The organism is Guopingia tenuis, assembly GCF_014384805.1.
Lineage (GTDB): Bacteria > Bacillota > Clostridia > Christensenellales > Christensenellaceae > Guopingia > Guopingia tenuis.
Map to the genome: position 1 here is coordinate 150088 of NZ_JACRSS010000001.1, position 15129 is coordinate 165216.

The window sequence follows — 15129 nt, forward strand, 5'->3', positions numbered from 1 at the left end:
CAGAAGGCTGCGAAAATGACGCAGAAAAAGACGGCGCAGAAGAAAGCGCCGCAGCAGAAGAAAAACGAAGGCAAAAAGACGGCTGGAAAGCGGACAGGCGCGGGCAGCCGGAAACTGAAGATTATTCCCCTGGGTGGAATTGGGGAAGTGGGAAAGAACATGACAGTGGTGGAATGGCAGAACAATATTCTGGTCATTGACTGCGGCATGATGTTTCCCAAGGAGGAGATGTTCGGGGTGGATTATGTCATTCCGGATATTACCTATCTCACAAAAAACGCCGACAAGATCAAGGGATTTGTAATTACCCACGGCCATGAGGATCATATCGGCGCGACGCCCTATGTGCTGGATAAATTCAACGTTCCCGTATACGGAACCCGCCTCACCCTGGCTCTGATCGAAACCAAGCTGGCAGAGCGGGGCGTAAAAAACAAAAACCTGCGCTGCATTCAGGCGGGGGAAAAGGTCAAATGCGGCTGCTTTGAGATCGAATTTATCAAGGTGAGCCACAGCATCGACGACGCTGTCGGCATCGCCATTCATACGCCTGAAGGCGTGATTGTGCATACCGGCGATTTCAAGGTGGATTACACGCCCATCGACGGCAAGGTGATCGACTTAAACAAATTCGGCGAGCTGGGCAAGGAGGGCGTTTTGGCCCTCATGTCGGACAGCACCAACGCCGAGCGCCCGGGCTTCACAATTTCTGAAAAGAGCGTGGGGGCCACCTTCAGCGAATACTTCAAAGACGCCAAGGGGCGCATTATCATCGCTACCTTTGCCTCGAATATCCATCGTCTCCAGCAGGTGATCGATGAGGCGAAGCGGTATAACCGCAAGATCTGCCTGTCCGGGCGAAGCATGGTGCGCATGGCGTCGGGAGAGCATGCCAAGCTGGGGATCAAGGCGGGGGATACGGTCATCATCTCGTCGACGCCGATCCCGGGAAATGAGCGGTATGTTTCAGACGTCATCAACATGCTGTTCCGCAAGGGGGCGAATGTGGTATATGGCAAAATGGCTCAGGTGCATGTTTCCGGCCATGCCTGCCAGGAGGAGCTCAAGCTCATGCTCTCTCTGACCAAGCCCCAGTATTTTATCCCGGTGCATGGGGAATACCGCCAGATTTATAACCATGCGGCCCTTGCCTACGATATCGGCATGAAAAAGAAGGATGTGTTCATCCCCGAGATCGGGCGGGCCATCGAGCTCACCCGGAAAAGCGCCCAGTTTGGGGAAACCGTTCCCTCGGGCATCGTGATGATCGACGGCCTGGGGATCGGCGATGTGGGGGATGTGGTGCTGCGGGACCGCAAGCTCCTTTCGCAGGACGGGCTGTTTATCGTGGTGGTGACGGTATCCAAGGAAAACGCCGAGCTGGTTTCCGGGCCGGAGATCATCTCCCGGGGCTTTGTCTATATGAAGGAATCCGAGGATCTTTTGGATCACGCGCGGGATATCGTGAAAAAGATCGTGGCGGACTGCGGGCACGGGCGTGTTCATGAATGGATGAATTTAAAGGGGAAAATCAAAAAGTCGCTGAGCTCCTATCTGTATAACATGACCAAGCGCAGCCCTATGATTTTGCCCATTGTAATTGAAGTATAAAGACCAAAAGAAGAGGAGGAACAGGGAAATGTATGTATATGACCGGGCCAACGCTCTGGCGCAGGATATCAAAGAGAGCAGTGAATTCAAGGAATATAAGGCGCTCAAGGATGAGGTTATGGCAGACGCCACAAACAAAGACCTGATCCGGCAGTATAAGACGCTGCAATTTGAAGCGCAGGCCGCGCTTATGACCGGCGGGAAACCTTCGGACGACACGATGGACAAGCTGAAAAAGCTGGGCGAGGTTTTGGCGCTGAACCAGAAAGTGACGGAGTTTTTCGCGGCGGAGTATAAGTTCCAGACGATCATCTCAGACGTCTATAAGATCATTGGGGACGCCTGCGAACTGGATACGGGGATTTTTGATAAATAACCGAAGATACCGGAGGAAGAGAGAATGCCAAAAAAAATCCATACGTATGTAGATCCGGATGGCATGGAGCCGCGGCGGGAGTCTCATGCCCATTCGCGCAGAATTGGGGATGCGCGGGAGCCTTTCTCTTTTGAGGAACAAAACGAGGAGGCCGAGCGGGAACTCATTTCGCAGGAGGTTCGGGCAAACATGGACTTTGAGGAAGAACCTTATGATTCTGATACTGCGGTCTATGATGCGCCGGCGGAGGATGCGGATGTGAAAATCCGCAGAAAACCGAACAAGAGCAGTTTCCAGCCCCCGGCTCCCCCGGAGAAAAAGGATGGAAAAGAGAAATTTTGGACCTGGAAGCGGCTGCGTCCGGCGGCGGCTATAGGAATAGCTGTTGTTATTGTGACCGTGGGGATCATTCTGGGATTGAATTATGCCTATGCCCGGTATTTCTCCCCCGTGGACGAAAACAATACGGAAATGATGGAGATTGCCATTCCGCCGGATTCTTCCCTGACGGAAATTTCGGAAATTCTGGAGGAGAACGGAATCATCCGAAGCGCAAAAATCTTCAAATACTATGTGGATTTTTCGGATATGAGCTCCAAGATTATGGCGGGAACCGTCAAGCTTTCCCCCAGCATGTCATTGGACGACATCATCAACGTGCTGAAAAAGCCCACGGATGTCACCAATACCACCAACGTCATGCTTCCCGAAGGCAGCACCATTGAGCAGATGGGGGATAAGCTGGTGAGCGAGGGGATTTGGAGGAACGATACCGCCTTCCTGGCTATGGCGAAAGATGGAGCCGGACTGGAGGACAATCCTTTCATCAGCGCCGTTATTGAAAAGGAAAACGCCAAGCCGGAGGATCAGCGGCGGAAATATGTCCTGGAAGGATATCTGTTCCCGGAAACCTATAACATGTTTACCAACTCTTCCGAAAAAACGGTGGCGACGCGGCTGCTGGACCAGTTTTCCAAGGTGTTTACTGCCGAATACCAGGAGCGGGCGGAAGAACTGGGAATGACGGTGGATGAAGTGGTGACGCTGGCATCCATTATCGAAAAGGAGGCCAAGGAAGCCGATTTCAAAAAGGTTTCGGCGGTATTCCATAACCGCCTGAAAGCGGATATGACGCTGGGTTCCTGCGCGACGCATCAGTATTTCATGCCTGTGAAAAAGTTGGTGTATAATTCCGAGGAGCTTGCCGTCGATTCGCCCTATAACACCTGTATCAACAAGGGACTCCCGGCGGGGCCGATCTGCAATCCCGGAAAGGCGGCAATCGAGGCGGCGCTGTATCCCGATGAAGAGCTTATTAAGGATAACTACCTTTATTTCTGCCTGGGCGATCCTGCGACGGGGGAGACGCTTTTCCAGCGGACAGCCGAAGAACACGAGGCCGCCAAGGCCAAGTGGTCGCCGGTTTGGGAAGAATATCAGAACAGCATGAATTAGCAAAAAAGACTATGGAGACAAAGAGAAACGTGGAACTATTGGCGCCGGCGGGAAATATGGAGTGCCTCCAGACCGCTCTGTATTTCGGCGCTGACGCCGTATATCTGGCGGGGAAAAGCTATGGCCTGCGGGCTTTTGCGGATAACTTCACGATGGAGGAGCTGGCGGAAGCGGTCGGCCTGGCCCATGGGCTGGGACGGAGAGTCTATGTGACGGCAAATGCCATTTCCCGCAATGACGAGCTGGAGGGGCTTGCCTCCTATTTTGCGCAGCTCAAAAAAATAAAGGCGGATGCGGTTATCGTTTCGGACCCGGGCGTGCTGCTGCTGGCCCGGGAGGCCGGGCTGGAGGTTCACTTGAGCACCCAGGCCAGCACATCCAATACCAAAAGCGCATGCTTTTGGCATGCCCAGGGGGTCAAGCGCATCGTCATGGCCCGGGAAATCTCCCTGGCAGAGATCCGGGAAATCCGGGAGCAGACGCCAAATACACTGGAAATTGAAGCGTTTATCCATGGGGCGATGTGCGTGGCCTATTCGGGGCGATGCCTTCTTTCTTCAGTGCTTACCGGGCGAAGCGGCAACAAGGGGGCGTGTGCCCAGCCCTGCCGCTGGGAATATGCCATCAGTGAGGCAGGATATCCGGGGCAGTATTTTCCCATTTTGGAGGATGAAAAGGGGACATATATCCTCAACTCCAAGGACCTCATGATGATCGAGCATATTCCGGAAATGGTGCAGGCGGGCATCGATTCCTTCAAAATTGAAGGGCGCATGAAATCCGCCTATTATGTGGGATGCGTGGTAAACGCCTATCGGCGGGCGATTGACGCCTATCTCGCCGCACCGGAGGGATATATGGTCGATCCGGCGCTTGTGGAAGAGCTGAGGGAGTCGGCAACCCGGCAGTTTACGACCGGATTCTTTTTTGGAAATCCCCATGAAGAAGGGCAGGATATTCAGAAATCCCTGATGGATCGGCAGACTGTGTTCTGCGCCAAGGTGCTGGAGGGACGGGATGCGCGGGGCTATATCCGGGTGGAGCAGAGAAATAAATTTTCCCTGGGGGAGAGGCTGAGCGTACTCTCGCCGCGGATGCCCTTTTGTGATTTTGCCGTGGAAGAGATTCGCAGCGAAGATGGCGAAGCACAGGAGTCTGCGCCGCATCCGCAGCAGGTGCTTTGGATTCCCTGTCCCTATGATCTGCATCCCGGGGATATGCTGCGGCGGAGAGGATAGCGATGGAACAGAATATTTTGGTGCTGGAGGCCAGCACAACATCGGCGAAAGCCATGGTATATGGGGCCGAATCTGGCATACAGTGTATGGCGGCGGAGGCGTATCCGCCGGGAACCGGCGGGGAAACCCAGGATGCCGATGCGATATTCGCTCTGCTCATGAAGCTGGGCCGGGAAGCTACCGCCGGGCGGAATATAGATGCGGTGTCCCTTGGGGGAACCTGGCATAATCTGCTGGTATGCGGCGAAGATATGCGCCCGCTGGGCCGAGCGTATACCTGGCAGTGGATGGGCGCCCGCGGGTTGACCGAGGAGCTGCGCCGGGACGCGGCGCATGCCCGCCAGCTCTATGAAAAGACCGGGTGTATGGTGCATGCGTTGTATCCCGTCTATAAGCTGCGCTATTTGAAGGAGCAGGGAATGGACCTGCGGAATGCACGGGTATTTGGACAGGGAAGCTATAATTTTTTCCGTCTGACGGGAAAACGCTGGGTAAGCGCCAGCATGCTTTCGGGTTCTGGATTCCTGAATATCCGGGAGCGGAAAATAGATCCGGAGATGCTGGAACTTGCCGGTATTCCCCGGGAGGCGCTGGGCCGCGAGGTAACCTTTTTGGATACGGCACCTCTCACTCAGGAGGGGGCGGGGCTGCTGGGATTAAAAAGCGGCATTCCCGTCGTTCCTACGCATCCGGATGGAGCCCTTAACCAGGTGGGCGCCCTGCGGGACGGCGCGATGACGCTGTCTGTGGGAACCAGCGCGGCGCTGCGGCTTTCTCAGCCAAAGGCGCATACAGCCTATGAAAAAGGGCTGTGGTGCTATCTATCCCCGGTTTCCTGGCTGCTGGGGGCGGCCACATCCGGCGCCTGCAACTGCGTAGACTGGGCAAAAGCGTCGCTGTTTTCGGGAACTGTTTCCTATAGCGAGCTTTCGGATGCGGCGGTAGACCGGGAGCATTTGCCTTATTTTCTGCCCTTCCTATTTGGCGAGCGGTGCCCGGGCTGGCAGGACGGACGGCTGGGCGGCTTTGCTCAGGTGCGCCCGGGGCACACCTCTTTGGAACTGTATCACAGCGTTTTGGAAGGGGTGCTTTTCAATATCCGGCAATGTATGGACGGTTTGACAGAGGAGGCGGGAGAACCCCGGGAAATCCTCGTGTCCGGCGGGATTCTGAAAAGCCCGGTCTGGCTGAAAATGCTGACAAATATCCTGGAACGGCCTGTGCGGCCGGATTTGGGGGAGCAGGCGTCTCTGGTGGGCGGTGCGCTGCTGGGGAAAAAAGTGCTTCAGCCGGACTTTGATTTGCAGGAATACGGCGCCCCGGTGGGAGAAGCCCTAGAGCCGGATGAAGATGCAGAGGTATACCGCCGCCGATATCAGGAATATTTGGAGATTTATCGCCAATCCGTATAAGGACGGAAGATGAGGACATGGTTTGATGCAGGAGGAAGGAACAATGGTTCGTTTTGGCATTATTGGGACAAATTTTATTACCGACCGCTTTATTGCCGGCGGAAAGCTGTGCGAGGGGTTTGCGGTGCGCGCAGTATATTCCCGGACGATGGAAAAGGCCCGGAAGTTCGCAGCGAAATACGGCGTGGAGCAGGTATATGACCGATTGGAGGACTTGGCGGAATCCAGGGAGATAGATGCCGTCTACATCGCCAGCCCCAACTATTGCCATGCCGACCAGGCGGCGCAGATGCTGCGGGCGGGCAAACATGTCCTCGTGGAAAAGCCGGCCACAGCCAACGCCCGGGAATGGGAGGAGCTTTGCCGGATTGCCCGGGAAAACAACGTAATTCTGCTGGAGGCGATGCGGTCGGTATTTCTGCCCGAATATACGGCAATTCGGGAAAATCTGCATAAGCTGGGAACCATCCGCCGGGCGACGCTCTCCTATTGCCAGTATTCTTCCCGCTATGATAAATTCAAAAACGGGATTATCGAGAACGCTTTCCGGCCTGAACTTTGTAATGGGTCCATGATGGATATCGGCGTATACTGCATAAATGCTTTGATCGATCTGTTTGGAGCGCCCAAGGCGGTGGATGGAAACTGCCTGAAGATGCACAACGGTGTTGACGGCGCCGGGACGATTACCGCAAACTATGGGGATATGCAGGCGGAGGTGCTCTATTCCAAGATCACCAATTCCTTCAACGCCAGCGAGATCCAGGGGGAAAAGGGCTGCATGCTCATCCAGGAGCTTCCCAACCCCACGCATATTGAAATCGTCTATAACACCCGGGAACGGGAAGATCTGGGCATCTCGGCCAGTGAGCAGAATATGCAGTTTGAGGTGCGGGAATTTATCCGTTTGGTGGAGGAAAAGGACCACGAGGCGGAAGCGGCATATGCCGCACGCACCCTTGCCGCCCTTGAGCTCATGGATGCAGCCAGGGCGAAAATGGAAATTGTGTTCCCCAATGATCAAAAATAAACGGCAAAGCTGTCAAAAGGCCATGCAGAACGCATGGCTTTTTTGTATTCTCCCGTCTTTTCCCCAAAAATTAGCAAATTTCCCTACATTTCTTCATATAGTATAAAAGCATCGCAAGGCGCCGCCTGTCTTTTATAAAAATATGGAAAGAAATGGAGTGCAAAACCCTATGCATATTTTTGAATTCTTAAAGGAAATTTTTTTCTATTCGGGTTATTTAAACAGCAACCCGCATTCTTTTCCCAAGCCTCTGAGCCCCTCCAAGGAAAAGGAATATATCCGGCGCTATATGGAAGGAGATGAAAAGGCACGGGAAGTGCTGATCGAGCATAACCTGCGCCTGGTAGCCCATATTGCAAAGAAATACAGCAACGCCAATGTGGATAACGACGATTTTATATCGATTGGAACCATCGGTTTGATCAAAGGCATCAATACTTTTAATGCGGATAAGGGGACGCAGCTCGTCACCTATATTGCCAGATGTATAGAAAATGAAATCCTTATGTTCCTGCGGGCGGATAAGAAAAACAACGCGGAGGTATCCCTGGGGGAATCCATTGGGGAGGATAAAGAAGGGAACAAGATATCCCTTCTGGATGTGATCAGCACGGATGAGAGCAGTGTGGACGATCAGGTGGAGCTGCGGATGCAGTCGGAAAAACTTTATGGAATTCTATCTAAGGTACTCACCAAGCGGGAAAGGGTAGTTATTGATCTGCGTTATGGCCTGAGCGGCGGAGAAATTTTGCCCCAACGGGAAATTGCCCGGATCTTGGGAATATCCCGCTCTTACGTCTCCCGCATACAAAAGCGGGCTCTGGCGAAACTGCATAAGGAATTTGAGAAAAAGCGATGAATTTCTTTCGCGCCCGGACAGAATGTGATATACTAAAGCAAAAGAAAAGCGAGGTAGTTTATGGAAAGCATTCAGTCGCAGATCATGTTGAAATATAAAGAGGAATTTGTTAAGCTGCTGGAATCCACCGGGCGGGAAAATATGGATCGCCTCCTGGCATGGCTGGAAAATGAAACGGATTTTTATACGGCGCCTGCCAGCACAAAATCCCATGGGGCCTATGAAGGGGGATTGCTCGTCCATAGCCTTTCTGTCTATCGGATTCTTGCTAACTTCACCAAGAATTTGCCAGGGGTGAAGAAGGAATCGGTTATCATCAGCGGACTTCTTCATGACCTCTGTAAAGTAAATTTCTATATTAAAACCGTCCGGAATGTAAAAATTCCCGGCGAAAAACGATGGGAAGAGGTGCAGGGCTATGGCATTGAGGATACGCTGCCGCTGGGGCACGGGGAAAAATCCGTATATATGGCCATGCGCTTTATCCAGCTCACCGAGGAGGAAGCCATGGCAATTCGCTGGCATATGGGCGGATATGACGATGCGGCCCGGGCTTATGTGGGCGGAATGGCTCAATCTGCCGCTTTCACAAAATATCCTCTGGCGGCGGCTGTCGCCATCGCGGATATGTATGATACCTATATCATCGATAACCGGGGAAAAAGTGAAAAATAAAAGCCAAAGCGCCGAGACCGGCGCTTTTTTGCTGGAATAGATAGCGGGACGGAGCTTGAGAAATCAGGCGAAATTCATTTTTAGTAAGCCGGACGAAAGATACGGATAAAAGGGGAAACGGCTTGGATCATGCAATGCCGTTAAAAGCCCGGAACAAGACAAAAATGGTATGCTGCGGCGAGAAAGCAAGCGCCCAACGAAAGCGGCCTGACCTTTTGAGACAATGAAAAAATATAGAGAGTGGATGGCAGCATAAGCTGACATTGATATTGCTAGCTTCTTATTGGCTTTGCAACAGACTGCCGGGATTTTTGCGCCTGGAGAAAATCGGCAGAGCGGCAAGAGCTCTGCTATTTTTCTTGCTGCCGGGCATATTCGATGGCTTCTTTGCCTGTCATATGGTCGATGGAAATGCCGATAATCAGCGCCTGCCGGCAGCGAGCCACTTCCTCCCTGCGGCTGGTTTCCGGCAGTGAGCCAGAGTATTTGGCCGCCAGAGCCAAAAAGGCCGAGGTACGCTCCTCCCCCTCCACTGCGGCAGCCCGGCCGAAGAGAATGACGCTGCGGAAATAGGAGGTATATTCCTCAGGGACGATGGTATCTTCATCCACCACCGTAAAACAAACCCGGGGATCACGCCGGATAGCATCCAGCTTATGGCCGGATTTGGCACAGTGAAAGTAAATCTTGCCACTGCTGTACACATAATTCAAAGGGATAGAATAGGGATAGCCGTTATCGCCATGAACGGCAAGAACGCCATTGGAATTCCGAGTTAAAACAATATCAATTTGCTCGGCGGACAAACTTTGGCGGCTGCGCCGTATTTTCCGAAACATAAGGGTTCCTCCCTGGTTAGAGCCTGACCGCTTTGATACGGATGCGCACATAGTCGACGACCCATTTGCCGTTTTGATAGAGGATAGGGCGGAGACGGCTGGCCGCTTCCTTTAGAATCTCCTGCGTCAATGTATCCGAAATCCCCGAAAATGGTTTCTGGTCAAACATACGGATCCAGTTTATAAGACCGTCCGGGCCTTCCTGGGGCGTGGGGCGGTCGAAGAGGCTGGCGAAGCAGACCCGCAGGTCCTGCTCCTCCAAAAGAGGCGCATATTCTCCGATGGTGGGGAAATAAAAGGGCATGGAATAGGAAAGGCCCCGCCGGGCAAAACCATAGGAAAGCGCATCGTGGACAGATTTGGCGCAGCCGACGCCGCCAAATTCACAAACCAGCTGTCCGCCGGGTTTCAGGTTGTCGGCTATGCACCGCAGCAGGGCCTTCTGGTCATCGATCCAATGAAACACGGCGTTGGAAAAGATTACATCGGCTTTTTCTTCCAGATGGAAGGAAGTGGCGTCTGCCAGGCGGAATTCCAGGCCGGGATGCAGCTCCTTTGCCAGAGCCAACATTTCCGCAGAGGCATCCAGCCCGAGGACAGAGAAGCCGCGTTCAGCAAGTTTCTGTGTAAGAGCTCCATTGCCGCAGCCCAAATCCACCACGCGGCTTCCGGCAGGCGCGTCAATCAGGGAGAAGAGATCCTCCCCATAGGAGGGGACAAAAGAAAAGTGATCTTTATATTCCTTTGCATTCCATGTAATATTCATTAGAACTCTCCTTTATTCCGCAGGAAAACAGCGGGAACAGGGACTTTTCCCGGCCTGTTCTGCTTCCTGCCGGGTCATGGTTTGGGCGGTATCCGGATTCATGGAGCCGCAGTCCGGCCGGCTGTGGTATTTGGCACCGCTCATTGAGACATAAACGATCTCGGCACCAGAGGCCGGCGCTGCGCTGGAAGAAGCGGAGGGAGGTGCGGGCGCCGCTGGCAGGGCCTCGGCTTCCTGGCCGGAAGAACCGGCATCGCGAGAGGCGGATGTTTCCCCGGCAACAGCAAAGGAATACGCCCGGCTTCGCTTTTCCGGGAGGGGAAGGGAAGCATCATAGAGAAAAAAGCCCAATACGATGGCAAGCGCCGTGGCGAGAATCAAGATAAGAGGGAGAAGCTCCCTAAAGCTCTGTTTCATGGCATTGCCCCCTTGGGTGGGAAATGATATACTGAAATAAATATAGCATGGCATAGGGAATTTGTCCACGGAGGAGGGAGAAAATGAATATAGACGCTTTGCAGGACAGGGTAAGAGAAAGCCGGAACATTGTGTTTTTTGGCGGCGCAGGGGTTTCCACGGAAAGCGGCATTCCGGATTTCCGCAGCCCGGACGGACTGTATCACATGCATTATGCCTATCCGCCCGAAACCATCATCTCCCATTCTTTTTTTCTTGCCCATCCGGAGGAATTCTATCGATTCTATCGGGAAAAGATGCTCTGCCTGGATGCTGCGCCCAACATTACGCATAAAAAGCTGGCGGAGCTGGAGACGGCGGGAAAGCTCAAGGCGATTGTGACGCAGAATATCGACGGTCTGCATCAAAAGGCGGGTTCCCGGGCAGTCTATGAGCTTCATGGCTCTGTCCACCGCAATTACTGCATGGAATGTGGCGCATTTTATGACGGCGCTTTTATCAAGGAATCCAGGGGAATTCCCCGGTGCTCCTGCGGCGGGATGATCAAGCCGGATGTGGTGTTGTATGAAGAATGCCTAGACGATGCTGTCGTTCGGGGCGCCATCGCGGCGATTGGGCAGGCCGATCTGCTGATCGTGGGCGGAACGTCCCTGAACGTCTACCCGGCGGCGGGCATGCTGCAGTATTTTCAGGGAAAAACGCTGGTGCTGATCAATAAAAGCCCGACGCCCTTTGATGCAAAAGCCGACCTGCTCTATCAGACCAGCCTGGGGAGCGTGTTCGGGGCGTTGGAGACGGGAGAAGAGATATGAGCGAGCTTCGCAGAATTCCCGGAGTAGGGAAAGAAACCGAAAAGGATTTGCTGGCGCTGGGATATGCGACCATCGAGTCTCTTAGGGATCAGGACCCGGAGGAAATATACCGGCGGGACTGCCGGAGACGGGGCGTGATTATCGACCGCTGCCAGCTTTATGTATACCGCTGCGCGGTGTATTTTGCCAGCACGGAACACCCCGATCCGGAAAAACTGCAATGGTGGAAATGGAAGGATATAAGATGAAAAAGAAATTTGTAATTGCTCCCGATTCATTTAAGGGGAGCCTGAACTGCGGGGAAGCTGCCGCGGCAATGGAGCGCGGCCTTTGCCGGGCTTTTCCGGGATCAGAGATTGTTTCGCTTCCCGTGGCGGACGGCGGCGAGGGGACGATGGATGTGATTGCCTCCATTCTTCCGGGAAAAAAGATAAAAAGAACAGTGAGCGGCCCGCTGCTCCGCCCTGTGGAAGCGGTGTATTTTTTGGGAAGCGACGGGACGGCGGTGGTAGAGCTTGCCCAGGCTTCGGGCATCACGCTGGTGGAACGCGAAAAGCTTAATCCTTTTTGCACATCCACACTGGGAACGGGGGAGCTGCTCCGGGACGCTCTTGACCGGGGGGCAAAAAAGATCATCCTGACTCTGGGGGGGAGCGCTACCAACGACGGCGGCTCCGGCATTGCCAGGGCTCTTGGCATCCGCTGCCGGAAGGAGAATGGAAAAGAAGTGGAGCCGGGCTGCGGCGGCCTTGGTGAAGCCGCAGATCTGGACATTTCCGGGATACATCCGGGGCTTGCCAGCACGCCCATAGAGATTGCCTGCGACGTATCCAACCCTCTCTGCGGGCCGGAAGGGGCTTCGGCAATTTTCGGGCCGCAAAAGGGAGCGGCTTTGGAGGATATCCCAAGGCTGGATGACCTGCTGCAGGCCTATGGCACGCTTTTGGAGCAAAAATCCGGCCGAAAGCTTATGGATTTGCCCGGAACAGGCGCGGCCGGCGGAGCGGCGATGCCGCTTCTCGCCTTTGGAAAAGCGAAAATCGTTTCGGGGATTGATACCGTGCTGCGGCTCATTGGGTTTGAGAAGGCGCTGGAGAACGCGGATGCCGTTCTGACGGGCGAGGGAAAGATTGACGGTCAAACCTGTTTTGGAAAGGCGATTGCCGGGATTCTCTCTTATACGGCGCCCCGGAGAATCCCCACGCTGGGATTTGCGGGCATGCTGGAAGAGGGGTATGAAGCCCTCTATGACCGGGGAATGACTGCCTGCTTTGCTATCTGCCCCGGGCCGGTAAAGCTGGAAAACGCCATGAAAAATGCGGGGATCTATTTGGAACGGGCCGTCTATAATGCGGCGCGCCTGATGGGGAAATCCTGAAAACCGCCGCGAAAGGACACTTTTCACGGAAATTTCACATAAGCCCCATGGGGAATACACAAGGGCGGCCTATAGTAACATGCAAGAAAATCGGATAGAACAAAGTCATGTGAGGGGGAAGCAAAATGGCACATATTTTGATTGCGGACGATGAACCGAAAATTCGTGCGGTGATCCGCGAATATGCCGAATTTGAGGGCCACACGGTGACCGAGGCGGCGGATGGCATGCAGGCCATCGAATGCGTCCGGCAGGAGGATTTTGACGTGGCGGTGGTGGATATCATGATGCCGCGTCTGGACGGGTATTCTGCCTGCAAGGAAATCCGGAAGCTCAAGGATATTCCCATTATCATGCTCTCTGCCCGGGGTGAGGAATATGACAAGCTTTTCGGATTTGAAATCGGCATCGACGATTATATGGTCAAGCCCTTCAGCCCCAAAGAGCTGATGGCACGGATCAAGGTGGTAGTTTCCCGCCATCAAGGGGCAGCGGGGCAGCAGGATATTTTAGAGTTTGGCGGCCTGGTCATCGATATGCCGGGGCGGCAGGTGAAAATCGATGGAGAACCCGCTAAAATGACGCCCAAGGAGTATGACCTGCTATTTTATCTAGTGCGCAATAAAAACATCGCCTTTTCCCGGGAGCAGCTTTTGCAGGATGTTTGGGGCTATGATTTCTTCGGCGACGATAGAACGGTAGATACACATATCAAAATGCTGCGTTCCAATCTGGGGAAATACCGCAGCCATATTGTGACCCTGCGGGGAATGGGATATAAATTTGAAGCTTAAAAAGAACAGCATCAAACTGAAAATCTGGCTGTATTTTTTGCTTTTTGCAGTAGTGATCCTCTGCGGCCTCTGGCTATTTCAGACGGTGTTTATCAACGGATATTATCGCAACATGAAGCAGAACAGCATCGTGAGTGGCGCACAGACCCTCGTGGAGCAATATGCCAGCGGAGTCGTCGGCACGACATATGCGAAGATGGCCTCTGTAGCTATGGAGAACGACCTGGCGGTAAATATTGTGGACCTCGAGGGGAGGACGCTGTTTGCTTATAGTCCCGCCGGGCGGCGCTATGGGCAGGAGCTGGCCTTGTATTTTAACGGCTTCGGGCAATCAGCCGTTAAAAAAAATGCTGTAAACCTGCTGGCTCGGCAGATTCGGGAACAGGAATCTGGCGCTCTGTTTGAATATTTTGATAATTCCAACGGGCAGCAGATGTTTGTTTACAGCACTCTGGTCACGGATGCCAACGGCGACGTAGCGGTGCTTATCGTCACATCCCAGCTTCAACCTCTCAATGAGACGGTGAAAATTTTGAGTGAGCAGCTTATCTATGTGACCGTGGGGATCCTGGGGATTGCATTTGTTCTCTCCTTTGTCATCGCTCAGAAAGTTTCGCGGCCGCTGGAAAAGATCACCGAGAAGGCGGCAGTGCTTTCCCAGGGAAATTACGACGTTACCTTTGAGGCCGGAGGCTACAGCGAGGTCAATCAGCTGGCCCATACCCTCAATTATGCTACCAGCGGTCTCAAACAGGTGGAAAAGCTGCGAACCGAGCTGATTTCCAATGTGTCCCATGACCTGCGCACACCGCTCACCATGATTAAGGCGTATGCGGAGATGATCCGGGATATTTCAGGAAACAATGAGGAGAAGCGCAACCAGCATCTGGCCGTCATTGTGGAGGAATGCGACCGGCTGAGCGATTTTGTGCAGGATCTTCTGGATGTTTCCAAGTTGCAGGCCGGCGTGATCGAATATCATCCCATGGAGTTTAACCTTTCGGAACTGATTCAAAAGACCTTGGGGAGATTTGATGTTCTGAAAGAAAAGCAGGGTTATACCATTGTTTTGCAGGGAAGGTCGGATGTATTCGCCTATGGCGATGAGAAAAAAATTGAACAGGCGCTCTATAATCTGCTGAGCAATGCCGTCAACTACACGGGCGAGGACAAAAAGATCTTTATCACCCTGGAGGAGACCGAACAAAAGGTGCGCGTCAGCATCCGGGATACCGGCCCAGGAATCCCCAAGGAGGATCTGGAGCATATCTGGGAGCGGTATTATCGCGTGGATAAAGAGCATAAGCGTGCGGTGGCTGGCTCGGGGATCGGGCTGGCTATCGTGAAGTCCGTGTTCCTGCTGCATAAAACGGATTTTGGCGTGGAAAGTGAACCTGGCCATGGCTCTACCTTCTGGTTTGAACTATATAAACAGGAACCCCAAAGAGGAAATTGAGAACCTGCCCC

16 protein-coding genes are annotated in these 15129 nt (G+C 53.4%); 13 read left to right on the plus strand and 3 right to left on the minus strand.

Features of this window, described 5'->3' with window-relative positions; translation table 11 throughout:
* The first annotated feature begins 15 nt into the window (after positions 1-15).
* The 8 genes from H8693_RS00735 (at position 16) to H8693_RS00770 (ending at position 8656) form a co-directional block, all read left to right on the plus strand.
* Complete coding sequence (locus H8693_RS00735; protein WP_249279369.1) at positions 16-1611, plus strand: ribonuclease J; 1596 nt, start codon at positions 16-18, stop codon at positions 1609-1611.
* A 28-nt stretch (positions 1612-1639) separates the two neighbouring features.
* On the plus strand, positions 1640-1987 hold the full coding sequence (locus H8693_RS00740; protein ID WP_249279370.1) for a YlbF family regulator: 348 nt from the start codon (positions 1640-1642) through the stop codon (positions 1985-1987).
* Between the two features lie 24 nt (positions 1988-2011).
* Entirely contained in the window at positions 2012-3442 is a 1431-nt protein-coding gene (gene mltG / locus H8693_RS00745) for an endolytic transglycosylase MltG (RefSeq protein ID WP_249279371.1), read from the plus strand.
* An 11-nt stretch (positions 3443-3453) separates the two neighbouring features.
* On the plus strand, positions 3454-4680 hold the full coding sequence (locus tag H8693_RS00750) for a peptidase U32 family protein (protein ID WP_249279372.1): 1227 nt from the start codon (positions 3454-3456) through the stop codon (positions 4678-4680).
* A gap of 2 nt (positions 4681-4682) precedes the next feature.
* Positions 4683-6092, plus strand: coding sequence for a gluconokinase (locus tag H8693_RS00755; protein WP_249279373.1), 1410 nt, complete (start codon positions 4683-4685; stop codon positions 6090-6092).
* A 43-nt stretch (positions 6093-6135) separates the two neighbouring features.
* Complete coding sequence (locus H8693_RS00760) at positions 6136-7122, plus strand: Gfo/Idh/MocA family protein (protein WP_249279374.1); 987 nt, start codon at positions 6136-6138, stop codon at positions 7120-7122.
* Between the two features lie 169 nt (positions 7123-7291).
* Positions 7292-7981: an RNA polymerase sporulation sigma factor SigK gene (gene sigK / locus H8693_RS00765; RefSeq protein WP_249279375.1), complete on the plus strand. Its 690-nt coding sequence runs from the start codon at positions 7292-7294 to the stop codon at positions 7979-7981.
* 60 nt (positions 7982-8041) lie between these two features.
* The gene (locus H8693_RS00770; RefSeq protein WP_178620727.1) at positions 8042-8656 is read left to right on the plus strand and encodes an HD domain-containing protein; all 615 of its coding nucleotides are present in this window, start codon (positions 8042-8044) and stop codon (positions 8654-8656) included.
* 350 nt (positions 8657-9006) lie between these two features.
* Here H8693_RS00770 and H8693_RS00775 read toward each other — a convergent pair whose 3' ends face one another.
* From H8693_RS00775 to H8693_RS00785, 3 genes are read right to left on the minus strand one after another with little or no spacing between them, the layout of a single operon-like run.
* Positions 9007-9495: a pyridoxamine 5'-phosphate oxidase family protein gene (locus tag H8693_RS00775; protein WP_178620730.1), complete on the minus strand. Its 489-nt coding sequence runs from the start codon at positions 9493-9495 to the stop codon at positions 9007-9009.
* Positions 9496-9511: 16 nt separating this feature from the next.
* Entirely contained in the window at positions 9512-10261 is a 750-nt protein-coding gene (locus H8693_RS00780; protein WP_249279376.1) for a class I SAM-dependent methyltransferase, read from the minus strand.
* 12 nt (positions 10262-10273) lie between these two features.
* Positions 10274-10678, minus strand: a complete 405-nt coding sequence (locus H8693_RS00785) for a hypothetical protein (RefSeq protein ID WP_178620736.1) — start codon at positions 10676-10678, stop codon at positions 10274-10276.
* Between the two features lie 83 nt (positions 10679-10761).
* Between H8693_RS00785 and H8693_RS00790 the strand changes: the two genes are divergently transcribed.
* The 5 genes from H8693_RS00790 (at position 10762) to H8693_RS00810 (ending at position 15118) form a co-directional block, all read left to right on the plus strand.
* Positions 10762-11490, plus strand: a complete 729-nt coding sequence (locus H8693_RS00790; RefSeq protein ID WP_249279377.1) for an NAD-dependent protein deacylase — start codon at positions 10762-10764, stop codon at positions 11488-11490.
* Complete coding sequence (locus tag H8693_RS00795; protein ID WP_249279378.1) at positions 11487-11738, plus strand: helix-hairpin-helix domain-containing protein; 252 nt, start codon at positions 11487-11489, stop codon at positions 11736-11738. Before H8693_RS00790 ends, H8693_RS00795 begins: the two co-directional genes overlap by 4 nt.
* The gene (locus tag H8693_RS00800; protein ID WP_249279379.1) at positions 11735-12868 is read left to right on the plus strand and encodes a glycerate kinase; all 1134 of its coding nucleotides are present in this window, start codon (positions 11735-11737) and stop codon (positions 12866-12868) included. Before H8693_RS00795 ends, H8693_RS00800 begins: the two co-directional genes overlap by 4 nt.
* A gap of 125 nt (positions 12869-12993) precedes the next feature.
* Complete coding sequence (locus tag H8693_RS00805; protein WP_249279380.1) at positions 12994-13662, plus strand: response regulator transcription factor; 669 nt, start codon at positions 12994-12996, stop codon at positions 13660-13662.
* Complete coding sequence (locus tag H8693_RS00810; RefSeq protein WP_249279381.1) at positions 13652-15118, plus strand: sensor histidine kinase; 1467 nt, start codon at positions 13652-13654, stop codon at positions 15116-15118. The genes H8693_RS00805 and H8693_RS00810 overlap by 11 nt, the downstream gene beginning before the upstream one ends.
* Positions 15119-15129 lie beyond the last annotated feature (11 nt).

Bases quoted from the DNA above. Each gene is read 5' to 3' on its own strand.
- H8693_RS00795 (WP_249279378.1), top strand. From the start codon at position 11,487: ATGAGCGAGCTTCGCAGAATTCCCGGAGTAGGGAAAGAAACCGAAAAG.
- H8693_RS00760 (WP_249279374.1), top strand. From the start codon at position 6,136: ATGGTTCGTTTTGGCATTATTGGGACAAATTTTATTACCGACCGCTTT.
- H8693_RS00750 (WP_249279372.1), top strand. From the start codon at position 3,454: ATGGAGACAAAGAGAAACGTGGAACTATTGGCGCCGGCGGGAAATATG.
- H8693_RS00735 (WP_249279369.1), top strand. From the start codon at position 16: ATGACGCAGAAAAAGACGGCGCAGAAGAAAGCGCCGCAGCAGAAGAAA.
- H8693_RS00755 (WP_249279373.1), top strand. From the start codon at position 4,683: ATGGAACAGAATATTTTGGTGCTGGAGGCCAGCACAACATCGGCGAAA.
- H8693_RS00775 (WP_178620730.1), bottom strand. From the start codon at position 9,495: ATGTTTCGGAAAATACGGCGCAGCCGCCAAAGTTTGTCCGCCGAGCAA.
- H8693_RS00805 (WP_249279380.1), top strand. From the start codon at position 12,994: ATGGCACATATTTTGATTGCGGACGATGAACCGAAAATTCGTGCGGTG.
- H8693_RS00790 (WP_249279377.1), top strand. From the start codon at position 10,762: ATGAATATAGACGCTTTGCAGGACAGGGTAAGAGAAAGCCGGAACATT.
- H8693_RS00770 (WP_178620727.1), top strand. From the start codon at position 8,042: ATGGAAAGCATTCAGTCGCAGATCATGTTGAAATATAAAGAGGAATTT.
- H8693_RS00740 (WP_249279370.1), top strand. From the start codon at position 1,640: ATGTATGTATATGACCGGGCCAACGCTCTGGCGCAGGATATCAAAGAG.
- sigK (WP_249279375.1), top strand. From the start codon at position 7,292: ATGCATATTTTTGAATTCTTAAAGGAAATTTTTTTCTATTCGGGTTAT.
- H8693_RS00780 (WP_249279376.1), bottom strand. From the start codon at position 10,261: ATGAATATTACATGGAATGCAAAGGAATATAAAGATCACTTTTCTTTT.
- H8693_RS00800 (WP_249279379.1), top strand. From the start codon at position 11,735: ATGAAAAAGAAATTTGTAATTGCTCCCGATTCATTTAAGGGGAGCCTG.
- mltG (WP_249279371.1), top strand. From the start codon at position 2,012: ATGCCAAAAAAAATCCATACGTATGTAGATCCGGATGGCATGGAGCCG.
- H8693_RS00785 (WP_178620736.1), bottom strand. From the start codon at position 10,678: ATGAAACAGAGCTTTAGGGAGCTTCTCCCTCTTATCTTGATTCTCGCC.